26 protein-coding genes are annotated in these 25,916 nt (G+C 55.9%); 11 read left to right on the top strand and 15 right to left on the bottom strand.

The features are described 5' to 3' along the window. Position 1: 1 nt before the first annotated feature. Both BN3796_RS14210 and pdeR read left to right on the top strand, forming a co-directional pair. Positions 2 to 1,936, top strand: a complete 1,935-nt coding sequence (locus BN3796_RS14210; protein WP_061709015.1) for an exoribonuclease II — start codon at positions 2 to 4, stop codon at positions 1,934 to 1,936. Between the two features lie 302 nt (positions 1,937 to 2,238). Continuing rightward, positions 2,239 to 4,230 (top strand): cyclic di-GMP phosphodiesterase, encoded by a 1,992-nt coding sequence (pdeR, locus tag BN3796_RS14205; RefSeq protein ID WP_061709014.1) that lies wholly within the window; start codon positions 2,239 to 2,241, stop codon positions 4,228 to 4,230. Here pdeR and BN3796_RS14200 read toward each other — a convergent pair. Further along, positions 4,227 to 5,096, bottom strand: a complete 870-nt coding sequence (locus tag BN3796_RS14200; protein ID WP_061709013.1) for a crotonase/enoyl-CoA hydratase family protein — start codon at positions 5,094 to 5,096, stop codon at positions 4,227 to 4,229. The two genes, pdeR and BN3796_RS14200, sit on opposite strands and share 4 nt — an antisense overlap. A gap of 191 nt (positions 5,097 to 5,287) precedes the next feature. Here BN3796_RS14200 and BN3796_RS14195 point away from each other — a divergent pair, with 191 nt between their 5' ends. The 3 genes from BN3796_RS14195 to osmB all read left to right on the top strand — a co-directional run bounded on the left by BN3796_RS14195 (position 5,288) and on the right by osmB (position 6,771). Next, positions 5,288 to 5,470: a YciZ family protein gene (locus BN3796_RS14195; RefSeq protein WP_061709012.1), complete on the top strand. Its 183-nt coding sequence runs from the start codon at positions 5,288 to 5,290 to the stop codon at positions 5,468 to 5,470. A 52-nt stretch (positions 5,471 to 5,522) separates the two neighbouring features. Beyond that, complete coding sequence (gene yciT, locus BN3796_RS14190) at positions 5,523 to 6,275, top strand: DNA-binding transcriptional regulator YciT (protein ID WP_061709011.1); 753 nt, start codon at positions 5,523 to 5,525, stop codon at positions 6,273 to 6,275. A gap of 277 nt (positions 6,276 to 6,552) precedes the next feature. After that, on the top strand, positions 6,553 to 6,771 hold the full coding sequence (gene osmB, locus BN3796_RS14185) for an osmotically-inducible lipoprotein OsmB (RefSeq protein ID WP_061709010.1): 219 nt from the start codon (positions 6,553 to 6,555) through the stop codon (positions 6,769 to 6,771). Between the two features lie 71 nt (positions 6,772 to 6,842). Here the strand turns inward: osmB and yciH are convergent, their stop codons facing one another. The 5 genes from yciH to pgpB all read right to left on the bottom strand — a co-directional run bounded on the left by yciH (position 6,843) and on the right by pgpB (position 10,486). Beyond that, positions 6,843 to 7,169, bottom strand: coding sequence for a stress response translation initiation inhibitor YciH (gene yciH / locus BN3796_RS14180; protein WP_061709009.1), 327 nt, complete (start codon positions 7,167 to 7,169; stop codon positions 6,843 to 6,845). Then, on the bottom strand, positions 7,169 to 7,906 hold the full coding sequence (gene pyrF, locus BN3796_RS14175) for an orotidine-5'-phosphate decarboxylase (protein ID WP_061709008.1): 738 nt from the start codon (positions 7,904 to 7,906) through the stop codon (positions 7,169 to 7,171). Before pyrF ends, yciH begins: the two co-directional genes overlap by 1 nt. A gap of 185 nt (positions 7,907 to 8,091) precedes the next feature. Continuing rightward, the gene (gene lapB, locus BN3796_RS14170; RefSeq protein ID WP_061709007.1) at positions 8,092 to 9,261 is read right to left on the bottom strand and encodes a lipopolysaccharide assembly protein LapB; all 1,170 of its coding nucleotides are present in this window, start codon (positions 9,259 to 9,261) and stop codon (positions 8,092 to 8,094) included. A gap of 6 nt (positions 9,262 to 9,267) precedes the next feature. Continuing rightward, the gene (locus BN3796_RS14165) at positions 9,268 to 9,570 is read right to left on the bottom strand and encodes a LapA family protein (RefSeq protein WP_061709006.1); all 303 of its coding nucleotides are present in this window, start codon (positions 9,568 to 9,570) and stop codon (positions 9,268 to 9,270) included. 148 nt (positions 9,571 to 9,718) lie between these two features. Next, on the bottom strand, positions 9,719 to 10,486 hold the full coding sequence (gene pgpB / locus BN3796_RS14160) for a phosphatidylglycerophosphatase B (RefSeq protein WP_061709005.1): 768 nt from the start codon (positions 10,484 to 10,486) through the stop codon (positions 9,719 to 9,721). A 189-nt stretch (positions 10,487 to 10,675) separates the two neighbouring features. Between pgpB and ribA the strand changes: the two genes are divergently transcribed. Next, entirely contained in the window at positions 10,676 to 11,266 is a 591-nt protein-coding gene (gene ribA, locus BN3796_RS14155; RefSeq protein ID WP_061709004.1) for a GTP cyclohydrolase II, read from the top strand. 54 nt (positions 11,267 to 11,320) lie between these two features. On the opposite strand, the gene acnA is transcribed toward ribA, so the two are convergent. The 6 genes from acnA to topA form a co-directional block, all read right to left on the bottom strand. Further along, positions 11,321 to 13,996: an aconitate hydratase AcnA gene (gene acnA, locus BN3796_RS14150; RefSeq protein WP_061709003.1), complete on the bottom strand. Its 2,676-nt coding sequence runs from the start codon at positions 13,994 to 13,996 to the stop codon at positions 11,321 to 11,323. A 163-nt stretch (positions 13,997 to 14,159) separates the two neighbouring features. Continuing rightward, the gene (gene ymiC, locus BN3796_RS20995) at positions 14,160 to 14,258 is read right to left on the bottom strand and encodes a small membrane protein YmiC (protein ID WP_061709002.1); all 99 of its coding nucleotides are present in this window, start codon (positions 14,256 to 14,258) and stop codon (positions 14,160 to 14,162) included. Between the two features lie 123 nt (positions 14,259 to 14,381). Then, entirely contained in the window at positions 14,382 to 14,558 is a 177-nt protein-coding gene (locus BN3796_RS20745) for a hypothetical protein (protein WP_155848010.1), read from the bottom strand. Beyond that, positions 14,555 to 14,695: a YmiA family putative membrane protein gene (locus BN3796_RS14135; RefSeq protein WP_222860381.1), complete on the bottom strand. Its 141-nt coding sequence runs from the start codon at positions 14,693 to 14,695 to the stop codon at positions 14,555 to 14,557. The genes BN3796_RS20745 and BN3796_RS14135 overlap by 4 nt, the downstream gene beginning before the upstream one ends. Before the next feature lie 330 nt (positions 14,696 to 15,025). After that, positions 15,026 to 16,000, bottom strand: a complete 975-nt coding sequence (gene cysB, locus BN3796_RS14130; protein ID WP_061709000.1) for an HTH-type transcriptional regulator CysB — start codon at positions 15,998 to 16,000, stop codon at positions 15,026 to 15,028. Positions 16,001 to 16,183: 183 nt separating this feature from the next. Next, positions 16,184 to 18,781 (bottom strand): type I DNA topoisomerase, encoded by a 2,598-nt coding sequence (gene topA, locus BN3796_RS14125; RefSeq protein ID WP_061708999.1) that lies wholly within the window; start codon positions 18,779 to 18,781, stop codon positions 16,184 to 16,186. A gap of 398 nt (positions 18,782 to 19,179) precedes the next feature. Between topA and BN3796_RS14120 the strand changes: the two genes are divergently transcribed. Continuing rightward, a complete protein-coding gene (locus BN3796_RS14120; RefSeq protein ID WP_061708998.1) occupies positions 19,180 to 19,431 on the top strand; it encodes a YciN family protein in 252 nt (83 codons plus the stop codon). Between the two features lie 75 nt (positions 19,432 to 19,506). On the opposite strand, the gene sohB is transcribed toward BN3796_RS14120, so the two are convergent. Beyond that, positions 19,507 to 20,550, bottom strand: coding sequence for a protease SohB (sohB, locus tag BN3796_RS14115; protein WP_073885245.1), 1,044 nt, complete (start codon positions 20,548 to 20,550; stop codon positions 19,507 to 19,509). A gap of 246 nt (positions 20,551 to 20,796) precedes the next feature. Between sohB and BN3796_RS14110 the strand changes: the two genes are divergently transcribed. Further along, a complete protein-coding gene (locus tag BN3796_RS14110) occupies positions 20,797 to 21,555 on the top strand; it encodes a YciK family oxidoreductase (protein ID WP_061708996.1) in 759 nt (252 codons plus the stop codon). Then, complete coding sequence (gene cobO, locus BN3796_RS14105; RefSeq protein ID WP_061708995.1) at positions 21,552 to 22,139, top strand: cob(I)yrinic acid a,c-diamide adenosyltransferase; 588 nt, start codon at positions 21,552 to 21,554, stop codon at positions 22,137 to 22,139. The genes BN3796_RS14110 and cobO overlap by 4 nt, the downstream gene beginning before the upstream one ends. A gap of 30 nt (positions 22,140 to 22,169) precedes the next feature. Here the strand turns inward: cobO and rluB are convergent, their stop codons facing one another. Then, on the bottom strand, positions 22,170 to 23,045 hold the full coding sequence (rluB, locus tag BN3796_RS14100; RefSeq protein WP_061708994.1) for a 23S rRNA pseudouridine(2605) synthase RluB: 876 nt from the start codon (positions 23,043 to 23,045) through the stop codon (positions 22,170 to 22,172). Positions 23,046 to 23,300: 255 nt separating this feature from the next. After that, positions 23,301 to 23,864 (bottom strand): DNA endonuclease SmrA, encoded by a 564-nt coding sequence (smrA, locus tag BN3796_RS14095; protein WP_061708993.1) that lies wholly within the window; start codon positions 23,862 to 23,864, stop codon positions 23,301 to 23,303. Between the two features lie 587 nt (positions 23,865 to 24,451). Here smrA and ogt point away from each other — a divergent pair. Next, entirely contained in the window at positions 24,452 to 24,967 is a 516-nt protein-coding gene (gene ogt, locus BN3796_RS14090) for a methylated-DNA--[protein]-cysteine S-methyltransferase (protein WP_061708992.1), read from the top strand. Between the two features lie 184 nt (positions 24,968 to 25,151). After that, positions 25,152 to 25,904 (top strand): fumarate/nitrate reduction transcriptional regulator Fnr, encoded by a 753-nt coding sequence (fnr, locus tag BN3796_RS14085; RefSeq protein ID WP_061708991.1) that lies wholly within the window; start codon positions 25,152 to 25,154, stop codon positions 25,902 to 25,904. Positions 25,905 to 25,916: the final 12 nt, after the last annotated feature.

The following is a 25,916-nucleotide window of genomic DNA, read 5'->3' as shown; positions in this document are numbered from 1 at the left end:
TATGTTTCAGGACAACCCGCTGCTAGCGCAGCTAAAACAGCAACTGCATTCCCAGACGCCGCGTGCAGAAGGGGTCGTAAAAGCCACGGAAAAGGGTTTTGGCTTCCTTGAGGTTGACGCGCAGAAAAGCTACTTCATCCCGCCTCCGCAGATGAAGAAAGTGATGCATGGCGATCGCATCACGGCAGTGATCCACACTGAAAAAGAGCGTGAATCCGCTGAACCTGAAGCGCTGATCGAACCGTTCCTCACCCGCTTTGTGGGGAAGGTACATAAAAAAGACGATCGACTCTCTATCGTGCCAGACCATCCGCTGCTGAAAGATTCCATCCCCTGCCGCGCTGCGCGTGGCGTTGAACATGATTTCAAAGAGGGCGACTGGGCGGTTGCGGAAATGCGCCGTCATCCTTTAAAAGGCGATCGCGGCTTTTATGCCGAGCTGACCCAGTTCATCACCTTCGGAGACGATCACTTCGTGCCGTGGTGGGTGACCCTTGCCCGTCACAATCTCGAAAAAGAGGCCCCGGACGGCGTGGCCACCGAAATGCTCGACGAAGGGCTGGAGCGTCGCGACCTGACCGCTCTGGCGTTTGTCACCATCGACAGCGCCAGCACCGAAGATATGGATGATGCGCTCTACGTTGAAGAAGGGAGCGACGGCAAACTGCACCTTACCGTTGCGATTGCCGATCCTACCGCGTGGATTGCCGAAGGAAGCAAGCTGGATGAGAGCGCGAAAGTGCGCGCCTTCACCAACTACCTGCCGGGCTTTAACATCCCGATGCTGCCGCGCGAGCTTTCTGACGATCTCTGCTCGCTGCGCCCCCGTGAAGTACGTCCGGTGCTGGCCTGCCGCATGACCATCGCCACGGATGGCACGATCGAGGAGGATGTGGAATTTTTCGCCGCAACCATCGAATCGAAAGCCAAGCTGGTTTATGACGAAGTTTCTGACTGGCTGGAGAACAGCGGCAGCTGGGCGCCGGAGAACGACGTCATTGCCGGGCAGATCCGCCTGCTGCACCGCGTCTGCCTGAGCCGCAGCGAGTGGCGTCAAACCCACGCGCTGGTCTTTAAAGACCGTCCAGACTACCGCTTTGTGCTGGGCGAAAAAGGTGAAGTGCTGGATATCGTCGCTGAGCCGCGCCGCATTGCCAACCGCATCGTTGAAGAGTCGATGATTGCAGCCAATATCTGCGCCGCACGCGTGCTGCGCGACAAGCTCGGCTTTGGTATCTATAACGTTCATACCGGCTTCGACCCGGCTAACAGCGAAGCGCTGGCCGCTCTGCTGAAAACCCACGACGTTCACGTTGATCCGCAAGAGGTGCTGACGCTGCAGGGCTTCTGCAAGCTGCGCCGTGAACTGGATGCTCAGCCTTCTGGTTTCCTCGACAGCCGCATTCGCCGTTTCCAGTCTTTTGCCGAAATCAGCACCGAGCCGGGGCCGCACTTTGGTCTGGGGCTGGAAGCGTACGCCACCTGGACCTCACCGATTCGTAAGTATGGCGATATGGTGAACCATCGTCTGCTGAAAGCGATTATTAAAGGCGAGTCCATCCCCCGTCCGCAGGATGAAACCACCCTGCAGATGGCGGAGCGCCGTCGGCTCAACCGCATGGCGGAGCGCGACGTGGGCGACTGGCTCTATGCCCGCTTCCTGAAGGACAAGGCCGGAAGCGATACCCGCTTTGCCGCTGAAATCATTGATATCAGCCGCGGCGGTATGCGCGTTCGCCTGGTGGATAACGGCGCGGTCGCCTTTATCCCTGCCCCGTTCCTGCATGCGGTTCGCGACGAGCTGGTCTGCAGTCAGGAAAACGGCTCCGTTCAGATCAAAGGCGAAACCGTCTTTAAGGTGACCGACGTCATCGATGTCACCATCGCTGAAGTGCGTATGGAGACGCGCAGCATCATTGCGCGCCCTGCTCTCTAAACGCCCTCTCCCTGGCCATTCCGTCCGGAATGGCCAGCCTTTCTCCGGCGCATAAATTTCGTATTCATCACTTTTTCTTAATATTTCCCTCGCAACGCCGCAAAACCGCTCACAATTATCTACAGTGAGATAAAAGTTTTTCAGCAAAGTCCGGCATGTTTATGCAGTGGGTGTAGCGTCGCCGTTTCTCGCTTTTAAAATAATCCACGCCAGAACATCGGGTTGCTATCGGCTGCGTGCCGGTAGGCTTCGGCAGAATCGAATAACTTTGCCATTGCGCTGTTAGTCGTCCGGGAGAGAGCATGATTGACGATCTGGAGCATAATTTACTGTTCCGCTATATGGGCACCCATAGCCCCTGGTGGCGTCTGACCACTGACAGCAACGCGCTGCATCTTTCCGCCAGCGAAAGCGCCGACAGCTCTCAGGTGGTGGCGCTGCGCGACGAGCAGGCCGATCAGATTCGGCAGCTGACCGTTATTACCTCCAGCATTACCATGACGATCTCCCTTTACGGCGCGGAAATTCCGGTCCATCTGGTGGGCCGGAAAATCACTAAAACCGAATGGGCGGGCACCGCCTCCGCCTGGAACGATACGCCCTCCGTCGCGCGCGATCTGGTTCAGGGGCTCTCCTTTGCGGAGCAGGTCGTCTCCGAGGCCAACTCGGTTATCGTGATCCTCGATCAGCAGGGCAATATCCAGCGCTTCAACCGGCTCAGCGAAGAGTATACCGGCCTCAAGGAGCAGGAGGTGATCGGGCAAAACGTCTTTAAGTTATTTATGAGCCGCAGCGAGGCGGCGGCATCCCGACGCAATATTACCGGTTTTTTTCGCAACGGCAGCTCCTACGAGGTGGAACGCTGGATCAAAACGCGCAAAGGCCAGCGGCTGTTCCTCTTCAGGAATAAATTTGTCCACAGCGGTAGCGGTAAAAACGAAATTTTTCTGATTTGTTCAGGCACCGATATCACCGAAGAGCGGCGCGCGCAGGAGCGCCTGCGCGTGCTGGCCAATACCGACACCATTACCGGCTTGCCCAATCGCAACGCCATTCATGAACTGATCAGCGACGCCATCGCCACCCGGGACGAGAGCCAGGTGGGAATCGTTTACCTGGATCTGGATAATTTTAAAAAGGTCAACGACGCCTACGGACATATGTTTGGCGATCAGCTGCTGCAGGCCGTTGCGCTGGCCATTCTCAGCTGTCTGGAGGAGGGTCAGGTGCTTGCTCGCCTGGGCGGGGACGAATTTATCGTGCTCGCCACCCGCACCTCGCAAAGTTCGCTGGAGGCGATGGCGTCGCGCATCCTGACGCGCCTGCGCCAGCCCTTCCGCATCGGTCTTATAGAGGTTTACACCGGCTGCTCGCTGGGGATTTCGCTGGCTCCCCAGCACGGCACCGACCGGGAGAGCGTCATCCGTAATGCCGATACGGCAATGTATACGGCCAAAGAGAGCGGGCGCGGCAAGTTTTGCGTATTTTCGCCGGAGATGAACCAGCGGGTTTTTGAGTATCTCTGGCTGGATACCAACCTGCGTAAGGCCCTGGAGAAGGATCAGCTGTTAATCCACTATCAGCCGAAGATCACCTGGCGCGGGGAGATAAGAAGCCTGGAGGCGCTGGTGCGCTGGCAGTCGCCGGAGCGCGGGCTGATTCCGCCTATGGAGTTTATCTCCTACGCGGAGGAGTCGGGCCTGATTGTCCCGCTTGGACGCTGGGTAATGCTGGACGTGGTGCGCCAGGTCGCGAAGTGGCGCGATAAGGGCATTCAGCTGCGGGTGGCGGTGAACGTTTCTGCCCGTCAGCTGGCGGATCAGACCATCTTCAGCGACTTAAAGCAGGCGCTGAGCGATCTTAATTTTGAATACTGCCCCATCGACGTGGAACTGACGGAGAGCTGTCTTATCGAGAATGAAGAGCAGGCTCTGTCGGTGATCCAGCAGTTCAGTAGCCTCGGGGCGCAGATCCACCTCGATGACTTTGGGACGGGTTACTCTTCCCTCTCCCAGCTTGCCCGTTTTCCTATCGACGCCATTAAGCTTGACCAGGCTTTTGTCAGGGATATCCATAAGCAGTCGGTTTCCCAGTCGCTGGTGCGCGCCATTGTTGCCGTCGCACAGGCGCTCAATTTACAGGTGATTGCCGAAGGGGTGGAGAGCGCGAAAGAAGACGCCTTTCTGACCAAGAATGGCGTCAATGAACGGCAGGGTTTTTTATTTGCTAAACCGATGCCCGCTGCCGCCTTCGAGCGTTGGTTGAAACGGTATCAGGCTAAACAAATGCGCTAGCTCGCCTTGCGCATACCCACAGCGTGATGGCGAGTCTGTAGCGCCACCAGCCGCTCCATGTAGGCGATATCTTTAGGATCCAGACAGAAAGCGGCATCCACCCAATCCTCGGTAATATCCATCAGCTCGCTGCGGGGAAGCTGCAATACGCGCTGACGGGCGCGAAGCATCGCCCTGACGCCGTTAAGCTTCGGCTGAAGCGTATCGATGAAGGTACGCAGCGCCACATAGCTCTGGCCGGGTTCGAAAAGCTGATCCACCAGCCCGCGCTGCTCATGCCACTCCGCCGTATGGGACTCTCCTTTGTAGATCAACTCCTCCGCCAGCTTCATGCCCGCCCGGCGCGCCACCAGAGAATAGCCGCCCATCCCCGGAAAGAGGTTAAAAGCGATCTCGGGGAAGCCCAGCCGCGCATCGCGTTGCGCCAGCACGAAATGATGGGCCAGCGCTGCCTCAAAACCGCCCCCCAGCGCGCTGCCATCCACCATCGCCAGCGTTACGGCGCCGGTATCAAATCCGCGTGACGCGGCATGGACGCAGTCAACGCAGGCGCGGGCATAGGCGCGGAGCGCTTCGCGGCGGCCGTTCTGAATACATTCCACGAAAAAACGCAGATCGCCGCCCGCGTTATACATACCGGGTACCAGCGAGCCGGTGACCCAGAAATCCACCTTAAAACCGGACTGGCGCACCAGCCACGAAAGGTTCATGATCTCCTCGATGAGCGCGTGATTGAAGCTGGGGCGCGGCTGCGCGCGTAACATCATCCAGACGGTACGCCGCTCCTCTTCATAATAACCCGCAAGCTGGGTGAATCGTTCAGAATCGGTAAACAGTCTGCAGGTGGTCTGATTAGTCAGTGTCATAGCCTTTTTCCTCATATAAAAAAGCGCCTTGCGCGCAGTTTTAGACTAATCCACCGCTCAGAAGCCTCGCGAAATTGGATGAAATTTATCACTTCCATTTATGTAATTACCTGGGGGCATTTTTCCCTTCTCTTTTGTCGGCAATTTTAGCATCATTGAAATCATTAACTTTTTGCTTTGAGGAGTAACGGATGTCTGACATTGACGCACGACAGGTAGCACAACGTATTGATACGGTGCTGGATATTCTGGTTGCGGGCGATTATCACTCGGCCATACGTAATCTTGAGATCCTCAAATCTGAACTGCTGGCGCAGGTGAATAGAGGTAACCCTTCCGATTCCACGCCACCGAAAGCGCCGTGGGAAGTGTAAACCTTCTCTTGATTTTTCAACACGCGGCATCAGCCGCGCCAATATGGATGCTATGAATTCCCGACAACAAATTATTTTGCAGATGGTGATCGACCAGGGGCGCGTGAGCGTGGTCGATCTGGCGAAAGCGACCGGCGTGTCAGAGGTGACCATTCGCCAGGATCTGAACGTGCTGGAAAAACAGAGTTATTTGCGCCGCGCCCACGGCTACGCTGTCCCTCTGGACAGCGAAGATGTGGAGACGCGCATGATGAATAACTTTGCCCTCAAGCGCGAGCTGGCGGAGTTTGCCGCCTCGCTGGTGAGTAACGGCGAGACGGTCTTTATTGAGAACGGCAGCAGTAACGCTCTTCTGGCACGAACGCTGGCGGAGCAGAAAGAGGTGACCATTGTTACGGTCAGCAGCTATATTGCCCATCTGCTGAAAGAGACGCGCTGCGAGGTTATTCTGCTTGGCGGGATCTACCAGAAAAAGAGCGAAAGCATGGTCGGTCCGCTGACCCGCCAGTATGTCCAGCAGGTGCATTTCAGCAAGGCGTTTATCGGCATCGATGGCTGGCAGCCCGAAACGGGTTTTACGGGCCGCGATATGATGCGTGCCGATGTGGTCAATGCGGTGCTGGAGAAAGGCTGCGAAACCATTGTGCTTACCGATAGCTCGAAATTCGGCGCGGTACACCCTTACACCCTGGGGCCGCTTGCCCGCTTCAGCCGGGTGATCACCGACGATCGTCTTAAAGAGGAGCATCGCGCCCGGCTGCAGCACGATGGCCTACAGGTGGATATCGTCGCCAGCCCACATTAATACGCTTCTTTTCCGCTGCGCCTGCACCCGCCGCGGGTGCAGGCTCTTTTGACGCTTTCTGAGATTTTTCCTGGCATTTCTTTAAGACTATTTACCTGTTGTTTCAAAGCGAAAAAATTAAAATTATTTTCAGCGATATAACAGGAAGTCATTATCACCTGCGTGATTTTAATCGCCTGCGCGACCAGGTTACATGGAAAAAAGGCTTTAAGTATTTAAATTGTCTATACTTAAAATGAACTTATTTCCATGGATCGTTTATTCAGGAGAAAGTATTATGATTTTAACCAGCAAAAAATTAACCGCAGCTGTACTGGCCGTCACTCTGGCAATGTCTTTGAGCGCATGTTCTAACTGGTCCAAACGTGACCGTAACACCGCTATCGGCGCGGGTGCTGGTGCGCTGGGTGGTGCAGTGTTAACAGATGGTAGCACCCTGGGTACCTTAGGTGGTGCAGCAGTGGGTGGTATTATCGGTCATCAGGTCGGTAAATAACGCGCTGGCAGTGAATACTAAAGCCACGGCCTGATGCCGTGGCTTTATCTTTTCAGGCCACAACCGAACGATTATCCCCCCGCCAGTTTGACCTTCATCCCTTTCGCTTCAAGCAAAGTCTTTATCAGATCGCGTTTGTCGCCCTGAATTTCAATAACGCCCTCTTTAACTGCCCCACCGCAGCCGCATTTCTTTTTTAGCTCCGCCGCGATTTTGGCCAGGGTGGCATCATCGGCATCAATGCCGGTAATCAGGCAGACCCCTTTACCCTTACGCCCACTGGTCTGACGCTGAATCCGGACAATGCCGTCACCTTTAGGGCGCTCTGTAGCGGCTTTCGGCTCGTCAATACGTCCGGTCTCAGTCGAATAGACCAGACGGCTGTTTGAATCGCTCATTATGCCCCCTTGCTCAGTGATGCGTTAATGGCTTTCAGCGTCTGCGCTGGATCGGCGGACTGTGTAACCGGTCGGCCAATCACCATATAATCCACTCCGGCGGAAAGCGCCTCCTGCGGCGTCATAATGCGGCGCTGATCGCCCGCCTCGCTCCCCTGTGGGCGAATACCCGGGGTGACAAGCCTGAAGCCATGCCCGAGCTCGCGTTTGAAGCGCACCGCCTCCTGAGCTGAGCAGACTACCCCATCGAGGCCACAGTTTTGGGTCAGTCGAGCCAGTCGTTCCGCATGGTCCGCCGGAGAGAGTGTTATCCCCAGGTCCGCCAGATCGCTCGCCTCCATGCTGGTTAAGACGGTGACCGCGATCAGCAGCGGCGCCTCTTTACCAAATGGCAGCAGCGCTTCGCGGGCGGCAGCCATCATGCGGGCGCCGCCGGAAGCGTGGACATTCACCATCCAGACGCCAAGCTCCGCCGCAGCCGCAACCGCATGGGCCGTGGTGTTCGGGATATCATGGAATTTCAGATCAAGGAAAACGTCAAAACCACGCTGCTGCAAGTCGCGCACGATTTGCGGGCCGAACAGGGTAAACATCTCTTTACCGACCTTGAGGCGGCAGTCGCTCGGGTCAATACGATCGACGAACGCCAGCGCGCTGTCGCGATTGTTATAGTCGAGCGCGACAACGACCGGAGATGCGGTTACTACGCGGGAAGAGGAGGAATTTACTGAGGTCATGACCAGCCCTTTTCGTCTATGGGCGCCGGGCGGCGCGGGACAGATAAACGGCGAGCATTCTACCTGTCAGCCGCCAAAAATGACAGGCGCGATTTCTCTCCTGCCAGACGCGTGGTGGCACGATGCTGCGGTGATATCCGCTTTGACAATAGTATGTTGTAACTAAAATGGGCGCTTTTAAAAAATTACTGCCCATCCAGGCCGCGAATAGGCTTGATGGTGGACCACGCCCGACAGGAGGGACAGTGCCAGTAGAGCGAGTAGGCGGTGAAGCCGCATTTCTGGCAGCGATAGCGCGGCTTGCTGCGGACCTGCTCGCCCACCATATCGCGCAACACCATCAGGCTCTCTTTGGCGCGCCCTTCTTCCGCGTCGTTCAGGTGATAGTCCATCAGCTTGTGAAAGACGCGCATGGTTGGGTGCCGCTGAAGCTGGCGGTTGATGTATACCTGCGCCGTTTCGCTCCCTTCATGACGTTCGACAACGTCAGCCAGCATCAGCTCCGCCGTCGCGCCGGTATTTTCCTCCACGGCGCGGCGTAAAAAGGCGACCCACTCCTCTTCTTTTCCGAGGTGCTGATAGCATGCCTGAAGCATCTCCAGGATTTCGCTTACCAGCTCTTTATCCTGCTCAATGACGCGCAGCAGACACTCCACCGCTCTGGCGTACTCCCCTTTCGCCATATAGACGCGCCCCATCATGATGGAGATACGCGCGCTGTTGCGATCGGCGGCCGCCCCTTTTCTCAGCAGCGCCATCGCCTTTTCCATATCGTCATTGCCCATCTGCTGCAACGCCAGCTCGCAGTAGAAGTGGGCAATTTCCACGCGCTGTTTGTCTTTACCTAATTTAACCAGACGCTCAGCGGTATCGATGGCCTTCTGCCAGTCGCTGGTGGCCTGGTAAATTTGCAGCAGCTGCTGCAGCGCGCTGATACGAAAGTCGGTTTCGTCGGTGAGCTGGTTGAACATATCTTCGGCGCGATCGTAAAGGCCTGCCGCCATATAGTCGCGGCCCAGCTGCTGAACGGCCAGCAGACGCTGATCGTAGGTCAGGGAGGCGCTTTCCATCAGCGTCTGGTGAATACGGATCGCGCGATCGACTTCACCACGCGAACGGAACAGGTTGCCCAGCGTCAGGTGGGCCTCCACCGTGCCGGTATCCTCCTTGAGCATATCCAGGAAGAGATCGACCGCTTTATCCTGTTGGTTACTCAGGAGGAAGTTGACCCCTGCGACATAGTCACGGGAGAGTCGGTTAGCCTCGTCCTGCTTTGTTTGTTGCGCACTTCTGCGGCCCATATACCAGCCATAGGCTGCCGCTACAGGCAAAAGCAGAAACAACAACTCCAGCATGGTCGATTATTCCTTCGTTACCGGTACAGTCGCCGGTACATCGTTCGAAGGCGCAATATTTTGTTCAAGACGTTTGATTTTACGCTCCGCGCGGGCAAGAGAAACACGGACTTTCAGCCAGAACAGACCACAGATAAGCCAGCCGATTACGAATCCTGCGCCAAACAACACGGCAAGCAGACTGGAGATCCGATAGTCACCCTGCGCCAGCAGATAGTTGAAGGTAACCTGCTGATCGTTCTGCGCACCCAGCGTGACGGAAATGACGAAAATCGCCAATACCAGTAAGAAAATGAGTAAATATTTCACATTACTTCCCGTTATGTGGTTCAAGCGAATAAAGTCTGTCCAACTTACCGCAATCAGCCCTATAAACTACCATTTTAGTGACGAACGCGAAACGGAAAAAGTGACGCGTTCGTAGAGGATCTATGGGCTATGCGACGAATATCAACCGTCAGACGCCCTCTTCCTCCCGTTGGGCTATTTCTTTGTCTTCCTGCGGCGGCGGCGTGAGTGGGCCGCATAGCCGTTGCGCGAGCCATGTGGCACAGGTGACAAGCAGCCAGGAGAGCAGCGTGGCCACAACCAGATCGCGCGGCCAGTGCATCCCCAGCAGCAGTCGGCTACCCATCACGCTTATCGCCCATACCAGCACAATAGCGATGGTAAGGGTGCGACGCCGGGGCCAAAGTAGCCCTATCGCCAGCATCGCCCAGCTTGCGGCAAACATCGTGTGGCCGGAAGGAAAAGCGAATCCCGTCTCTTTTTGCCAGTGTTTGCGAAGAAACGCGGGGATGGTTTGTTCCTGCGCAAGCTGCTCTTTGACCAGTTCGCCGCGCGCTTTACGTTTTAAAGTGTAGAAGGTATCTACCGGAATATGATGCGTTTTTTCAAGCCAGACGACAAAAGGCCGCGGCTCCTGAACCCATCCTTTCATCCATGATTTCACCCCTTGCCCGGCAAGGATCGCGCAGGCAAGGATCGCAAAAAGCACAATCGCGGGCCGCAGTCGAAAACGCAGGCACCAGAGGAACCAGGCGCAGAGCACCCCATGGGTGATGATGCCCCAGGGCTGGGTCACCGTCTCGGTGATGGCGTAGAGCAGTTTGAGCCAGCCGGTATCATGTCCGGGCTCCCACGCCCAGCCCGACAGCCATACGATGAGAGGCATAATCAGTAAAATGGCGGCTCCTGCCGCGGTGCGACGGACAATTGCAAGCATGACTTCTCCTTTTTCACCTAATCCAACAATCATAACTGAAATTGTTTAGTCGCGTTGATATGTCGGATTGTGCGTTTAACCATCGGGTAGCATGACGGTGACTAGGTGACAACTGTCGCTTGTGGCAAAATAGCGGAAAAGCCAAAGGGCAACAGACACGAAACGTGTCAGCATACTCTGGAGAATCACATGCAGCTTAAACGTGTGGCAGAAGCCAACCTGCCAACCCCCTGGGGCGACTTCCTGATGGTGGGATTTGAAGAACTGGCAACCGGGCAGGATCACGTCGCGTTAGTATTTGGCGACATTTCGGGGCAGACGCCGGTGCTGGCGCGCGTCCATTCAGAATGTCTGACCGGCGATGCCCTCTTTAGCCTGCGCTGTGATTGCGGTTTCCAGCTGGAGGCGGCACTCTCCCGCATCGCTGAAGAGGGGCGCGGCGTACTGCTCTACCATCGTCAGGAAGGACGTAACATCGGGCTGCTGAATAAAATCCGCGCCTATGCGCTCCAGGATCAGGGCTACGATACCGTGGAAGCAAACCACCAGCTCGGCTTTGCCGCAGACGAGCGCGACTTTACCCTCTGCGCCGACATGTTCAAGCTGCTTGGCGTGGATGAGGTGCGGTTACTGACCAATAATCCCCGCAAGGTGGAGATTCTCACCGAAGCCGGCATCAACATTGTTGAACGCGTATCGCTGATTGTGGGGCGTAACCCCAATAACGCGCACTACCTTGATACCAAAGCCGCCAAGATGGGCCATCTGCTCGATAAATAAAAAAACAGGGCCGGGAGAAGTCTCCCCCGGCCCCGCTCCTGCGCATTACCCGCCTTAGTTCAGCATACTGCGGATCACATAATGCAGAATACCGTCGTTGCGGTAGTAGGTCAGTTCCGTTGCGGTATCGATACGGCAGCGGCACGGCAGCGTTTCGCGAGTGCCGTCGGCGCGGGTCAGTTGCACCGGCACGGTACAGCCCGGCTCAAGCGCCTGCAGGTCGCTGATATCAATCTGCTCCTCCCCGGTTAACCCCAGCGTCTTGCGCGTCACACCCTGCGGAAACTCCAGCGGCAGGATCCCCATCCCGATCAGGTTAGAGCGGTGAATACGTTCAAACGATTCGGCAATCACCACGCGAACGCCCAGCAGACGCGGCCCTTTCGCCGCCCAGTCACGGCTTGAGCCAGAGCCATACTCTTTACCGGCAATGACCGCCAGCGGCGTCCCCTCCTGCTGATATTTCATGGCGGCGTCATAGATGGAAATGACCTCACTCTCCGGGAGGTGTCGCGTCATGCCCCCTTCCACTCCCGGCACCATCTCGTTGCGGATACGGATGTTGGCAAAGGTACCGCGCATCATGACTTCATGATTACCGCGTCGTGAACCGTAGGAGTTGAAATCCCCACGTTCGACGCCACGGCTTTGCAGATAGCGTCCCGCCGGGCTTTCCGCCTTGATGCTGCCCGCAGGCGAGATATGGTCGGTGGTCACCGAGTCGCCAAGCATGGCCAGCACCCGTGCGCCGTGGATATCCACCAGCGGTTTCGGCTCCGCCAGCATATCGTCAAAGAAAGGCGAGAGGCGGATATAGGTGGAATCGTCCTGCCAGTCGTAGGTATCGGAGCGCGCCACCTCGATGGACTTCCACTCCTCGGTGCCTTCGAAGACTTCGGCGTACTCTTTGCGGAACATATCGGTAGAAACCTGCTCCACCGCCCGGGCAATCTCTTCCGCCGAAGGCCAGATATCCTTCAGATAAACGGGATCGCCTTTACGGTCGTGGCCGATCGGATCGCTTGTCAGATTGATATTCATATTCCCGGCCAGCGCATAGGCGACCACCAGCGGCGGCGAGGCGAGCCAGTTGGTTTTCACCAGCGGATGAATACGTCCTTCAAAGTTTCGGTTCCCCGAGAGTACCGCGCCGACCGTCAGATCGCCCTGACGGATCGCCTGTTCGATCGGTTCCGGCAGCGGTCCGGAGTTCCCGATACAGGTGGTGCAGCCATAGCCCACCAGATTAAAGCCCAGCTCATCCAGATAAGGCGTCAGCCGCGCCTGGGCGAGATAATCGGATACCACCTTCGAGCCGGGCGCCAGAGACGCTTTTACCCACGGCTGGCGTTTCAGGCCCAGCGTAACCGCTTTTTTCGCCAGCAGTCCCGCTGCCATCAACACGCTGGGGTTGGAGGTGTTTGTACAGGAGGTGATAGCCGCAATGACCACCGCGCCATCGGGCAGCTGATAAGGATGACCGTTCATTGTATAGTCAACAGGATGGTGATCTTTCGGCGAGGCGTTGACCTCCAGCTCGGTACTGGCGGTGAAAGCGCGCGGTACATCGCCAAGCGCCACGCGATCCTGAGGACGCTTCGGCCCGGCCAGGCTCGCCTCAACGTCGCCCATATCCAGCTCAAGCGTGCTGCTAAAGACCGGCTCGTCGCCCGTCTCACGCCACATGCCCTGCGCCTGCGCATAGGCCTCCACCAGCGCGACCTGCTCTTCGCTGCGCCCGCTCAGACGCATGTAGTCCAGCGTGACGGCATCGATGGGGAAGAATCCGCAGGTTGCGCCATACTCCGGCGCCATGTTGGCGATGGTCGCGCGATCCGCCAGCGGCAGGGAGTCGAGACCGTCACCGTAAAATTCGACAAATTTACCCACCACGCCATGTTTACGCAGCATCTGGGTCACGGTCAGCACCAGGTCAGTGGCGGTAATGCCCTCTCGCAGCTTGCCCATCAGCTTAAAGCCAACGACATCCGGGATAAGCATGGAGACCGGTTGCCCCAGCATCGCCGCTTCCGCTTCGATTCCCCCTACCCCCCAGCCCAGTACGCCAAGGCCGTTAATCATGGTGGTATGGGAGTCGGTGCCGACGAGGGTGTCCGGATAGGCGACCCACTCTTTATCCTGGAGTTCGCTCCAGACCGCCCTGCCGAGATATTCCAGATTCACCTGGTGGCAGATGCCGGTACCTGGCGGTACGACGCTGAAACGGCTGAACGCCTGCTGCCCCCATTTCAGGAACATGTAACGTTCGTGGTTACGTTCCATCTCCAGGCGGACGTTCTCTTCAAAGGCATCGTCATCGCCGAAGTGGTCAACGGTAACAGAGTGGTCGATCACCAGATCGACGGGGGAAAGCGGGTTCACTTTGGCGGTATCGCCGCCGAGGCGTTTCACGGCTTCACGCATGGCCGCGAGATCGACCACGGCAGGTACGCCGGTAAAATCCTGCATCAGCACCCTCGCCGGGCGGTAGGCGATCTCCCGGTCAGCGTGCGCCTTTTCAAGCCATCCCGCCAGGGCCCGGATATCCTCTTCCGTAACGGATTCACCATCCTGCCAGCGCAGCAGATTTTCGAGTAAGACTTTCAGAGACTTGGGTAAACGCGCGATATCCCCAAGCGTCCTGGCGGCCAGCGGCAGGCTGTAATAGTGATAGGTTTTGTTCCCGGCCTGCAGCGTGTCCTTACTGGCTTCGCGTAGGGTTAACGACATAAGCTCCTCCTTTATTACAGGGATACCCCGACAAACGTCGAGGCTGTAATTAAAGATAACACAAAGATGTCGTAACGTTTTGATAACAACCCATATTGATAAAATTGGGGAAATCTCTGAATCACCACAAACAAAAAACCTCGCCGGAGCGAGGTTTTGCGGGTTAGTGTGTCGCCAGCCAGAGAAGCTGGCACCAGAAGAGGATCGACACGCTGAAAGCGCCGAGCCAGGACCAGTATTTTACGCTCTGTAGGGTATTCATATCGTTACACCAGAAGTTAAATAAACCGCCGGGGTCATCCCCGATTCTTTATTGCTGATATGTATTAATTAACGAGTACAAAAGCGCAGCGAGAATAAACTGCAAATAAGGCGTTGGCTGTGATTATTGTTTTTTAGGTTCGTCGTCAGCGAACAGATCGATAAAGGCCTGCTGCTGCGGCGACAATTTCCAGGTGGACGGCAGTTGCGTGGAGGGCGCTATGCGCACCTTACGGCTGGCATCACCGGAGTGACACATTTTTTTAACCGACGCAAAACGCACCTGAACGGTCATTGTCATCCCCAAAATTTCCAGATTAACAGTGCCACAACCACCCAAAACAGGGCAGAGCCAAGGAATACCGCCAGCCAGGCTTTACGTTTGAGCTCCGGGTCCCTTTGCGGTTCTTCACTTCCTGCTGGCATTACTAACCTCATACAATCGATTCTGCTTATCATTTTCAACCAAACAATCGGTACAAGCAATCATGTCTTGAGATAAATCCTAAAGAAACTTTAGCTAAAAAGCCAGCGAATTTACCAATCCGTCCAGTGAAATATTCAATCTTTTGACCAGAAATAAATTATTGAAACGCAGAATTTGCGAAGCGGGAAATTCGTTTCTACTTTTGTCGCAGCCTGACGACGGTAAAAGAGAAACGCGGCAAAATGTATCGGGGTGATGAACCGGCGCAGATGATGATAATTCTAATTTCGCTAAAGGGAGATATATCGGTATCTTTCCGCGGGGAAAGATACCGGCAGGAATTATTTTTCGGGGAGCTTAATATCTTTAAACATCGCCTCGATATCTTCATTAGAGCGCAGCGCGACCGCAGTATCCACGACGTCACGGGTTAAATGCGGCGCAAAGCGTTGAATAAAATCATACATATAGCTTCGCAGGAAGGTGCTGCGGCGAAAGCCTATCTTAGTCGTGCTGTGGCTGAAAATATCGTGCGCGTCAAGACGCACAAGATCCGGATCGGAGACCGGATCTACTGCCATGCTGGCAATCACCCCCACCCCCAGACCCAGGCGAACGTAAGTCTTAATGACGTCGGCGTCGGTGGCGGTAAAGACGATGCGCGGAGTAAGCCCGGCGCGATTAAAGGCAGTATCTAGCTCAGAGCGGCCGGTAAAGCCGAAGGTGTAGGTGACCAGCGGATATTGGGCCAGCTCTTCGATAGAGACATTCCCCTTGCCCGCCAGCGGATGGTCAGGCGTCACCACGATGGAACGGTTCCAGTGATAGCACGGCAGCATTACCAGATCGTCATAAAGGTGCAGCGCCTCAGTGGCGATGGCGAAATCGGCATTGCCTTTTGAGACCGCCTCGGCGATCTGAGTAGGCGATCCCTGATGCATGTGCAGGGATACGCGCGGGTAGCGCTCAATAAAGCCTTTAATTACCCCCGGCAGCGCATAACGTGCCTGGGTATGGGTGGTGGCGATATAGAGCGAGCCTTTATCCGGCCAGGTATGCTCCCCCGCTACCGATTTAATCGCATCGACTTTGGAGAGTACTTCCCGGGCAATGCGGATGATCTCCTGGCCTGCTGGTGTCACCTGGGTGAGATGTTTACCGCTGCGGGCAAAAATCTGAATGCCCAGCTCATCTTCCAGCATACGAACCTGCTTACTGATGCCGGGCTGAGAGGTATAAAGACCTTCTGCAGTGGAAGAGACGTTGAGGTTGTGGTTCACCACCTCAACGATATAGCGAAGCTGCTGTAGTTTCATGCCACTCCATCCGATTTAGCGCACTGGGGCAATCGCTTAATACGATTTCATAATAAGAAAGGGGTTAACTATAACCACTATATCATTTATAGCCGGGGTGTATAGTACGGAAGAGAAAATAATAATACCCAAAAAAAAGGGCCGACATGTCGGCCCTTAAGCGTTAAGTTGCGATAAACTGGACTATTTTTTGCCTTCGACCCATTTGCCGTCGACAAAGAAAGCTGACCAGCCGGTCGCTTTACCCTCTTTCTCAGCAGCCACATACTGCTGCTTTGTTTTGCGGCTAAAGCGAACCACGGTTTTGTTGCCTTCAGGATCCTGCTGCGGCGCATCGGCCAGATAGCGGAGCTTTTCCGGCAGCCGGTCGCGAAAGCGATGTAGCTCTTCAACTCGCGGCGCACGCGTTTCGCGCGATTTCGGGAAGGTGTTGGCCGCCAGGAATACTCCGGCAGCGCCGTCACGCAGCACGAAATACGCGTCTGACTTCTCGCACGGCAGCTCAGGAAGCGGAACCGGATCTTCCTTCGGCGGCGCAACTTCACCGTTACGCAGGATCTTACGGGTGTTCTTACACTCTTCGTTGGTGCAGGCCATGTACTTACCGAAGCGTCCCATTTTCAGGTGCATTTCGGAACCACATTTCTCACACTCAACGATTGGACCGTCATAGCCCTTAATGCGGAACTCACCTTCTTCGATCTCATAGCCGTCACAGGTCGGGTTATTGCCGCAAACGTGCAGTTTGCGTTTTGGATCGATCAGATAGCTGTCCATCGCCGTGCCGCATTTCTTACAGCGGCGTTTGGCGCGCAGTGCGTTGGTTTCCGCATCATCACCTTCCAGCACGTTGAGAACTTCGTTCTCCGGCACGAGGTTGATGGTGGTTTTGCAACGCTCTTTCGGCGACAGCGCATAACCAGAGCAACCGAGGAATACGCCCGTGGTCGCGGTACGGATCCCCATCTTACGGCCACAGGTTGGGCAGTCGATGCTGGTCAGTACCATCTGGTTAGGCAACATCCCGCCCTCTTCAGGATCTTTTTCCGCTTTTTCCAGCTGGTGGGTAAAGTCGCTAAAGAAGCTGTCGAGCACGTTTTTCCATTCGGCCTGATGGTTAGCCACCTGATCGAGGCTGTCCTCCATCTGCGCGGTAAAATCGTAGTTCATCAGTTCGCGGAAGTTCTCTTCCAGACGATCGGTGACGATTTCACCCATTTTTTCCGCGTAAAAACGGCGGTTTTCCACCCGCACGTAGCCACGATCCTGAATGGTCGAGATGATTGAGGCATAGGTGGACGGGCGGCCAATGCCGCGTTTTTCCAGCTCTTTAACCAGCGAGGCTTCGCTAAAGCGCGCGGGCGGCTTGGTAAAGTGCTGGGCCGGGGTCAGTTCCGTCAGCGACAGCATGTCGCCTTTGTTGACCGCAGGCAGGGTCCGATCTTCATCCCCTTTGCGCAGCGCCGGCATAACTTTGGTCCAGCCGTCGAAGCGCAGGATACGTCCGCGCGCCTTCAGGCGGAAGTCACCCGCGGCTACGGTCAGTGTCGTGGAGTCGTACTGCGCCGGCGTCATCTGACAGGCGACGAACTGACGCCAGATCAGCTGATAAAGCTTTTGCGCATCCGCTTCCATATCTTTCAGCGTTTCCGCCAGCACCGAGACATCGGAAGGACGAATAGCCTCGTGCGCTTCCTGGGAGTTTTCTTTGCTGGCGTACTGATTGGCGCTCTCCGGGAGATATTTCTTACCGTAGTTGCCGCCGATGTACTCCCGCACCATATTGATGGCGTCCTGACTCAGGTTGGTGGAGTCGGTACGCATGTAGGTAATGTAGCCCGCCTCATAAAGACGCTGCGCCATCATCATGGTTTTCTTCACGCCAAAGCCCAGACGGGTGCTGGCGGCCTGCTGGAGCGTCGAGGTAATAAACGGCGCGCCCGGCTTGCTGCTGGTGGGTTTGTCCTCGCGCTCAACAACCTCGTAGCGCGCTTTCTCCAGCAGCGCAACGGCAGCCATGGTGAGATCGCGGTTTTCCGGGCGGAACGGTTTATCGTGCTGGTGAGTTACCTGTAACGGCAGGGCATCGCCGCCCGGCGTGGTGACGCTGGCATTAATTTCCCAGAACTCTTCCGGCACGAAGGCTTTGATTTCGCGCTCGCGCTCTACCACCAGGCGTACGGCGACGGACTGCACGCGCCCCGCCGAGAGGCCGCGGGCGATTTTTTTCCACAGCAACGGCGAAACCATGTATCCCACCACGCGGTCCATAAAACGGCGCGCCTGCTGGGCGTTAACACGGTCGATATTCAGTTCGCCCGGCTTTTCAAAAGCCTGACGAATCGCATTTTTGGTGATTTCGTTAAACACAACGCGGCTATAGCGTTTATCGTCGCCGCCGATGATCTCCCGCAGGTGCCATGCAATGGCCTCCCCTTCGCGGTCAAGGTCGGTTGCGAGATAGATATGATCGGCTTTTTCAGCAAGCTGTTTCAGTTCGTTAACGACTTTCTCTTTGCCAGGCAGCACTTCGTACTGGGCCTGCCAGTTATGCCACGGGTCAACACCCATGCGGTTAACGAGCGCACTACGTTCATCCTTTTTAGGCTTTTTAGCCCCTTTGGTGGAGGTAGAGTCTGCGCTCTTTTTACTGGCTGAGCCACTGGTCGGCAAATCGCGGATATGACCGACGCTGGACTTAACCACGTAGTCACTACCCAGATACTTATTGATCGTTTTGGCTTTTGCCGGGGACTCAACGATAACGAGAGCTTTACCCATGTTCACCTTTACCTAATTTGATTCTTCCAGGAATACGCCGCACGTTGATTTCCGTTCCACCGGCGATGTGCCCACTATATTGCGACGCCGCCAGGGGATATCAACCCTCTTTACTGCTCCGGGGTCAGAACAATTCACCCAGTTGGTTGAATTTTAGGGCATTTTGTGACTTCAGAACCACAATGCGCCGTGTTTTCGGTCGAATGTCAAGCAATTCTGTTACCAGAATGACGAAAGCGCACACTCTACCTGATAAAATTCGTTAAGCAACTTTATTAGCATGCAAAAGCCATTCACGCCAGCCCCGCCCCGATCCGCTATCCCCTCAAAAGTTCGGGAAAATTTGCCCGGTAATCCCTTCAGGCGTAGACTAATATCACCAGTAAAGGAGTGGAAATATGCAGCAAAATACTCAACCAATCGACCGCGAAACATTACTCATTGAAGCGAACAAGCTCATTCGTGAACATGAAGATACGCTGGCGGGAATCGAAGCGACCGGTGTGGAACAGCGCAACGGCGTGCTGGTATTTAGCGGGGAGTACTTTTTAGATGAGCAGGGCCTGCCGACGCCCAAAAGCACAGCGGTATTTAATATGTTTAAATACCTGGCCCATACGCTTTCTGAGAAGTATCACCTGGTGGATTAATGAATCCATGATGCAGAGCCGCGTCCTTGTGGCGCGGCGGTCGGACGCGAGGCAAACGCCTCGCGTTTTTGTCTGTCAGAGCAGCGGTTTCTGTCCACGCTGCAGCCAGCGCATCAGTAGCCGATCGGCGCTCTCTGCGGCGCTGCCGGTGAAACGATCGAGCAGCTTTTTACGCTGCGCGAACCGCACCCCTACCAGCTCATACTCTTTCATCAGCTCCAGCAGCAGATCGTCGCTGGTGCCGATCTTATCCACCAGCCCTTTCTCCAGCGCCTGGGCGCCGTACCAGTGCTCGCCTGTGGCGACCTCTTCCACGTTCAGGCCGGGACGCATGCGTTTAACAAAATCCTTAAAGAGATGGTGAGTCTCATTAAGATCTTCGCGGAATTTTTGCCGCCCTTCGTCGGTATTTTCCCCCAGCAACGTCAGGGTTCGTTTGTACTGGCCGGCGGTATGCAGCTCAATATCGATCTCCCGGTTCTTCAGGAAGCGGTTAAAGTTGGGGATCTGAGCAACCACGCCGATGGAGCCGATAATGGAGAACGGCGCGGCGACAATCTTATCCGCCACGCAGGCCATCATATAGCCGCCGCTCGCCGCGACCTTGTCGACCGCCACCGTCAGGGGGATCTGCTTCTCCCGCAGGCGTTGTAGCTGAGAGGCGGCCAGACCGTAGCCGTGCACCACCCCGCCGGGGCTCTCAAGACGCACCACAACCTGATCCTGCGGTTTCGCCACCGCCAGGACAGCCGTAACCTCTTCGCGCAGGGAGGCCACCTCATGGGCATCCATACTGCCTTTAAAATCGAGCACCCAGGCGCGGGGCTTACCGGCTCCCTGATGCGATTCCCGGGCCTTCGCTTTAGCCGCTTTGGCCTCCTGCTTACGCTTTTTCTTCTCCGCTTTGTGCCAGAGCTTCTGTTGATGCGCGTCGAGCAAAGAGACCGCCATCGTCTCCTGCATCTCCTGATACTGCTCGCTCAGGCGCGTAAGCCGTAGTTCCCCGCGCTGACGCTTGCGCTGGCTCAGGTTAACAATCAGGACAGCAACCGCCGCGATGGCGATTACCACCGTCGCGATCTTGGCCAAAAACAAACCATATTCAGAAAGTAATTCCACGCATTTCACCTTAACTGGTCCCAACATTTCCTGCCCAGTGTACAACAGCGGCTCTCAGGCGTCTCCTCCGGGCGGATCCCGTTGCGAGCCGCGTCCAGGCTCTCTTTTTCGGTTGAAATCGTTGCAAATTGTTAATTGCGAAGCGCTCTCTCCTGCAGGCCGATTGAAATCGGACGCTGTTTCGTGCATAAAGCCAAAAGCGTAAGCATCAGGCGCCACCTTAATTTCTGCGCCGAAGGAGTCACCGTGCACTATCAACCGCAAAAAAATTTACTACAGCAACGCATTATTCTGGTCACCGGCGCCAGCGACGGTATAGGCCGCGAAGCCGCATTAACCTATGCCCGCTATGGGGCAAACCTCATTCTGCTGGGGCGCAACGAAGAGAAGCTGCGCGACGTTGCGCAAGAGATTGAAGCCAGCGGCGGCGCGCCTGCCCGCTGGTACACGCTGGATCTGCTGACCTGCACCCCCACCTCCTGCACGGAGCTGGCCCAGCGTATCGCCACGCACTATCCCCGCCTTGACGGAGTGCTGCATAATGCCGGCCTGCTCGGCGAAGTCCGCCCGATGGCGGAACAAGACCCGGCCATCTGGCAGCAGGTAATGCAGGTCAATATCAACGGTACGTTCTTCCTCACCCAGGCATTGCTTCCTTTATTACTGCAATCGGATTCGGGCTCGCTGATCTTCACCTCTTCCAGCGTGGGACGTCAAGGCCGGGCAAACTGGGGCGCTTATGCCGCCTCGAAGTTTGCCACCGAAGGGATGATGCAGGTCCTGGCGGAGGAGTATCAGGGCCGTCTGAGGGTTAACTGTATCAACCCCGGCGGTACGCGCACCAAAATGCGCGCCAGCGCCTTCCCGACGGAAGATCCGCAGAAGCTCAAAACCCCCGCCGACATTATGCCCCTCTATCTGTGGCTGATGGGCGATGACAGCCGCCGGAAAACCGGTATGACCTTTGATGCCCAGCCGGGCCGTAAAGCGGGAATTGCACAATGAGCGACCGCCATCAGCAGCGTCAGCAGCGTCTTAAGGAACAGGTGGATGCCCGGGTAGCCGCCGCGCAGGACGAGCGCGGCATCGTCATCGTCTTTACCGGCAATGGCAAGGGCAAAACCACCGCCGCGTTTGGCACGGCAACCCGCGCGGTGGGACATGGACAGCGCGTCGGTGTGGTGCAGTTTATCAAAGGGGAGTGGCCCAACGGCGAGCGTAACCTGCTGGAGCCGCACGGCGTCGAGTTTCAGGTGATGGCGACCGGCTTCACCTGGGATACGCAGAACCGTGAGAGTGATACTGCCGCCTGCCTTGCGGCCTGGGAACATGCGAAACGTATGCTCGCCGACCCGACGCTCAACATGGTGCTGCTCGATGAGATTACTTATATGGTGGCCTACGACTATCTGCCGCTTGAAGAGGTATTACACGCCCTGAAAAACCGCCCTGTGCACCAGACGGTGATCATTACCGGACGGGGCTGCCACCGGGAACTGCTCGACTATGCCGATACGGTAAGCGAGCTTCGTCCGGTGAAGCATGCGTTTGATGCCGGTATCAAGGCGCAGGCGGGGATCGACTATTAAGAAAAAACCCGGCCTGAGCCGGGTTCTATATTAGCCGTTATTGTTGCGGCCAGAGGAGCGTCGGGCGCTGTTCACCTGGCTGTGACGTTTTACCGCCCGGCGGATCTGATTCGCCTTCATCCGGCGACGATCTTTTTCCACCGCCACTTTCGAACTGGTTTCCGGCTTCAGGCCCACCAGCTCGCGCAGGTAGTTAGTCTGGGTCAGGTCCAGCTCCGTATAGCCACCACGCGGCAGACCTTTCGGCAGCAGAATATCGCCGTAGCGAACGCGGATCAGGCGGCTGACCTGTACCCCCACCGCTTCCCACAGACGGCGCACCTCACGGTTACGACCCTCTGTCAGGGTGACGTTATACCACTGGTTAATCCCCTCGCCGCCGGTAAATTTGATGGTCTTGAACGCCGCCGGGCCATCTTCCAGCTGCACGCCGCGCGACAGTTCACGCAGCTTATTCTCATCCACCTGGCCGAACACGCGCACAGCATATTCGCGCTCCACTTCACGGCTGGGGTGCATCAGGCGGTTTGCCAGTTCACCGTCGGTGGTAAAGAGCAGCAGGCCGCAGGTATTGACGTCGAGACGCCCTACCGCGATCCAGCGCGCGCCGCGCAGTTTAGGCAGACGGTCAAACACCGTCGGGCGGCCTTCAGGGTCGTTGCGGGTGCAGAGCTCGCCTTCTGGTTTATAGTAAGCCAGCACGCGGCAGATCTGCTCGGCGGACTCTTTTACCGAGATAAGATGGCCGTCGAGACGGATTTTCAGTCCCGGAACGATCTCGACGCGATCGCCAAGCTTCGCCACTTTACCGTCGACGCTGACGCGGCCCGCTTCGATGATGGATTCGATTTCACGGCGTGAACCGTGGCCAGCACGGGCCAGCACTTTCTGTAATTTCTCGCTCATTGAGCTTCCTTCAGGTGTCGCCTTCACAGGCGTCTTATAGACTTGCAAAAACAGCGAGCGAGCCTTTAAAAGACTCCCTCACTGACAGATATCTCTTTCATGATACACAGCAGGGCAACGCGTATGGCGCCCATGACGATCCGTGGGCGCACATACTACACGAATTTTAGACCAAATGGGTTATCTAGTTGCTACACCCGACAAGCATTTGTTTAGCGCGGGCGCGTATGGCCCGCCAGGTGAAAAGTGAAAGGATTAACGGCTGCGCCTGGCGTGCCGCTCCCAGTTCTCCAGACGGGCCTCGTTTGATTTACGCAGCGCAACGTAACACGCCCCGCTGCCGCCGTGGTGCGGGAGAGCGGCGCAAAACGCCTGCACTTCTTCAAACTCGGTTAACCAGCGCGCCAGATAACTGCGCACGATGTTAGGGTGCGACTGTGCCTCACGTCCTTTGCCATGAATAATAATCAGGTTTCGCATGCCCTCTTTCTGCGCCTGCTTAATAAAAGAAAACAGCATTTGTCGGCACTGTTCTACAGGCTGGCGCAGCAGGTTGAGGCTGGCCTGCCGGGGGTACTTACCGCTGCGAAGCTTCTCAATCACTCCCCGCTGCACGCCCGTGCGCTGGAAAAAGAGCGGCTCAGCAAGCGGCAGCACATCCAGAAAGCCGGTCGTTAAAAAGTTGTCGAGCTGCGCGATATCGATCGTCCGTCTGGCGCGCTGATTGCGGTTTGGCTGCCAGTGTATATCCGTGCAACGTTTCAGGGGCTGGACATCTTCCATGGCGTCAAGAAAGAGCGATTTGTCGTCAGGGTTCATGGCAATCCTCCGTCTGCAACTGAAGCAGTACTATACCTGCGCGCGACGACCGCCTCAATGGCACGGTGTCGGATGTAGAAAACGTACCGGTCAGGGGCGTAATAATTACATTATGAAAAGAATGACAGGGCTAATAAAAAATCGTTGGGCTTATTAAACTAAATATGAACAGAGCGGAAAAGGAAATGTAAGTTAAAAAATCGTGAAATCAATCACCCCTTGCGCTTTATTTTTAATTAAAAGCTGTTATAAATGGATAAACCTGCGACCCGGAGAAAAGACGTGGGAATGCGAAGGGATGCACTGCTGTGTGGACTGTAGAGCCTGTCCGATGTCGGCAGGCTCTAATTTTTTATTTAACCTCTCTCTTACGCGCCTGATTTAACCTTTCTGTAATGCAAAATAGATAATGATGATTCTCGCCGAAAATTTAATCGCCCATCCCTTTGTGACCGGATAAATATTGCGCCGCGATTTTCATTATTTTATATCATCCAAAAGGCGTACTCCGGAATTTGCGCCGCGAGACTTGCTTCCGCTATTCAATATAGCGATGATTTACCCTCAACATACCGAGGGAAGATCGCATGTTAACGTTATTACAGGAACTCATCCCCACTCCGCTTGGACCGCTGTGGGTAATTTGCGATGAGCGCTATCGCCTGCGGGCGGTAGAGTGGCAGGAGCACAGCGCCCGCATGGAGGAGTTACTCCATATCCACTATCGCGCCGAAGGCTATGAGCGGGTGAACGCCGTCAACCCCGGCGGCCTGTGCGATAAACTCACCGCCTATTTTGAAGGGGAGCTGAGCATTATCGACGATCTTCCCACCGAAACCGGCGGTACCCCTTTCCAGCGTGAGGTGTGGAAAACCCTTCGCACCATTCCCTGCGGCCAGGTGATGCATTACGGCCAGCTTGCAGAGCAGCTTGGCCGGGCCGGTGCCGCCAGAGCCGTAGGCGCCGCTAACGGCTCTAACCCGGTCAGCATAGTGGTGCCTTGCCATCGCGTGATCGGACGTAACGGCACCATGACCGGCTACGCCGGCGGCGTCCAGCGCAAAGAGTGGCTGTTGCGCCATGAAGGCTATTTATTGCTGTAAAAAACCAGGCATTTAGTGCGGAATTTTTCGCATCCGGGAGGGCAATCCCCCAGTGAACCTGTGGAATTTCAAGAAGATGGGCGCATACTATTCCACAGCGCTTGCATTGATAGTCTGCCAGGCTTACGCCCGCACTAAAAAGATGTTAAAATTGACCAATATCAATTAAGGCTTGAGCAGACTTATGATCCCGGAAAAGCGAATTATACGACGCATTCAGTCTGGCGGTTGTGCTATCCATTGCCAGGATTGCAGCATCAGCCAGCTCTGTATCCCGTTTACCCTGAATGAGCATGAACTCGATCAGCTTGATAATATTATCGAGCGCAAGAAGCCTATTCAGAAAGGGCAGACGCTGTTCAAAGCGGGAGACGAACTGAAATCGCTCTATGCTATCCGCTCTGGCACGATCAAGAGCTACACCATTACCGAACAGGGCGACGAGCAGATCACCGGTTTCCACCTGGCAGGCGATCTGGTGGGCTTTGACGCCATCGGTACCGGCCATCACCCGAGCTTTGCGCAGGCGCTGGAAACCTCGATGGTGTGCGAAATTCCTTTCGAAACGCTCGACGATCTGTCAGGGAAAATGCCCAACCTGCGCCAGCAGATGATGCGCCTGATGAGCGGCGAAATCAAAGGCGATCAGGATATGATCCTGCTGCTCTCCAAAAAGAATGCGGAAGAGCGCCTGGCGGCCTTTATCTATAACCTCTCCCGCCGTTTTGCCCAGCGCGGCTTCTCGCCGCGTGAGTTCCGCCTCACCATGACGCGCGGCGATATTGGCAACTATCTGGGCCTGACCGTGGAAACCATCAGCCGTCTGCTGGGCCGTTTCCAGAAAAGCGGCATGCTGGCGGTTAAAGGGAAGTACATCACTATCGAAAATAGCGATGCGCTGGCAATCCTCGCCGGACATACCCGTAACGTCGCCTGATTTCTCTCCCCC

Origin of the sequence: Pseudenterobacter timonensis (genome assembly GCF_900021175.1) — a bacterium.
Classification (GTDB): domain Bacteria; phylum Pseudomonadota; class Gammaproteobacteria; order Enterobacterales; family Enterobacteriaceae; genus Enterobacter; species Enterobacter timonensis.
The sequence above is the reverse complement of the archived record's forward strand: the minus strand, read 5'-3'. Positions and strand labels throughout refer to the sequence as shown.

Bases quoted from the DNA above. Each gene is read 5' to 3' on its own strand.
- yciH (WP_061709009.1), bottom strand. From the start codon at position 7,169: ATGAGCGATTCAAACAGCCGTCTGGTCTATTCGACTGAGACCGGACGT.
- lapB (WP_061709007.1), bottom strand. From the start codon at position 9,261: ATGCTGGAGTTGTTGTTTCTGCTTTTGCCTGTAGCGGCAGCCTATGGC.
- BN3796_RS14195 (WP_061709012.1), top strand. From the start codon at position 5,288: ATGTCTGACATTGACGCACGACAGGTAGCACAACGTATTGATACGGTG.
- yciT (WP_061709011.1), top strand. From the start codon at position 5,523: ATGAATTCCCGACAACAAATTATTTTGCAGATGGTGATCGACCAGGGG.
- acnA (WP_061709003.1), bottom strand. From the start codon at position 13,996: ATGTCGTTAACCCTACGCGAAGCCAGTAAGGACACGCTGCAGGCCGGG.
- pyrF (WP_061709008.1), bottom strand. From the start codon at position 7,906: ATGACCTCAGTAAATTCCTCCTCTTCCCGCGTAGTAACCGCATCTCCG.
- fnr (WP_061708991.1), top strand. From the start codon at position 25,152: ATGATCCCGGAAAAGCGAATTATACGACGCATTCAGTCTGGCGGTTGT.
- BN3796_RS14210 (WP_061709015.1), top strand. From the start codon at position 2: ATGTTTCAGGACAACCCGCTGCTAGCGCAGCTAAAACAGCAACTGCAT.
- osmB (WP_061709010.1), top strand. From the start codon at position 6,553: ATGATTTTAACCAGCAAAAAATTAACCGCAGCTGTACTGGCCGTCACT.
- cobO (WP_061708995.1), top strand. From the start codon at position 21,552: ATGAGCGACCGCCATCAGCAGCGTCAGCAGCGTCTTAAGGAACAGGTG.
- ogt (WP_061708992.1), top strand. From the start codon at position 24,452: ATGTTAACGTTATTACAGGAACTCATCCCCACTCCGCTTGGACCGCTG.
- pgpB (WP_061709005.1), bottom strand. From the start codon at position 10,486: ATGCTTGCAATTGTCCGTCGCACCGCGGCAGGAGCCGCCATTTTACTG.
- pdeR (WP_061709014.1), top strand. From the start codon at position 2,239: ATGATTGACGATCTGGAGCATAATTTACTGTTCCGCTATATGGGCACC.
- BN3796_RS14135 (WP_222860381.1), bottom strand. From the start codon at position 14,695: ATGAGGTTAGTAATGCCAGCAGGAAGTGAAGAACCGCAAAGGGACCCG.
- BN3796_RS14120 (WP_061708998.1), top strand. From the start codon at position 19,180: ATGCAGCAAAATACTCAACCAATCGACCGCGAAACATTACTCATTGAA.
- BN3796_RS20745 (WP_155848010.1), bottom strand. From the start codon at position 14,558: ATGACAATGACCGTTCAGGTGCGTTTTGCGTCGGTTAAAAAAATGTGT.
- ribA (WP_061709004.1), top strand. From the start codon at position 10,676: ATGCAGCTTAAACGTGTGGCAGAAGCCAACCTGCCAACCCCCTGGGGC.
- cysB (WP_061709000.1), bottom strand. From the start codon at position 16,000: ATGAAACTACAGCAGCTTCGCTATATCGTTGAGGTGGTGAACCACAAC.
- BN3796_RS14200 (WP_061709013.1), bottom strand. From the start codon at position 5,096: ATGACACTGACTAATCAGACCACCTGCAGACTGTTTACCGATTCTGAA.
- ymiC (WP_061709002.1), bottom strand. From the start codon at position 14,258: ATGAATACCCTACAGAGCGTAAAATACTGGTCCTGGCTCGGCGCTTTC.
- smrA (WP_061708993.1), bottom strand. From the start codon at position 23,864: ATGAACCCTGACGACAAATCGCTCTTTCTTGACGCCATGGAAGATGTC.
- topA (WP_061708999.1), bottom strand. From the start codon at position 18,781: ATGGGTAAAGCTCTCGTTATCGTTGAGTCCCCGGCAAAAGCCAAAACG.
- rluB (WP_061708994.1), bottom strand. From the start codon at position 23,045: ATGAGCGAGAAATTACAGAAAGTGCTGGCCCGTGCTGGCCACGGTTCA.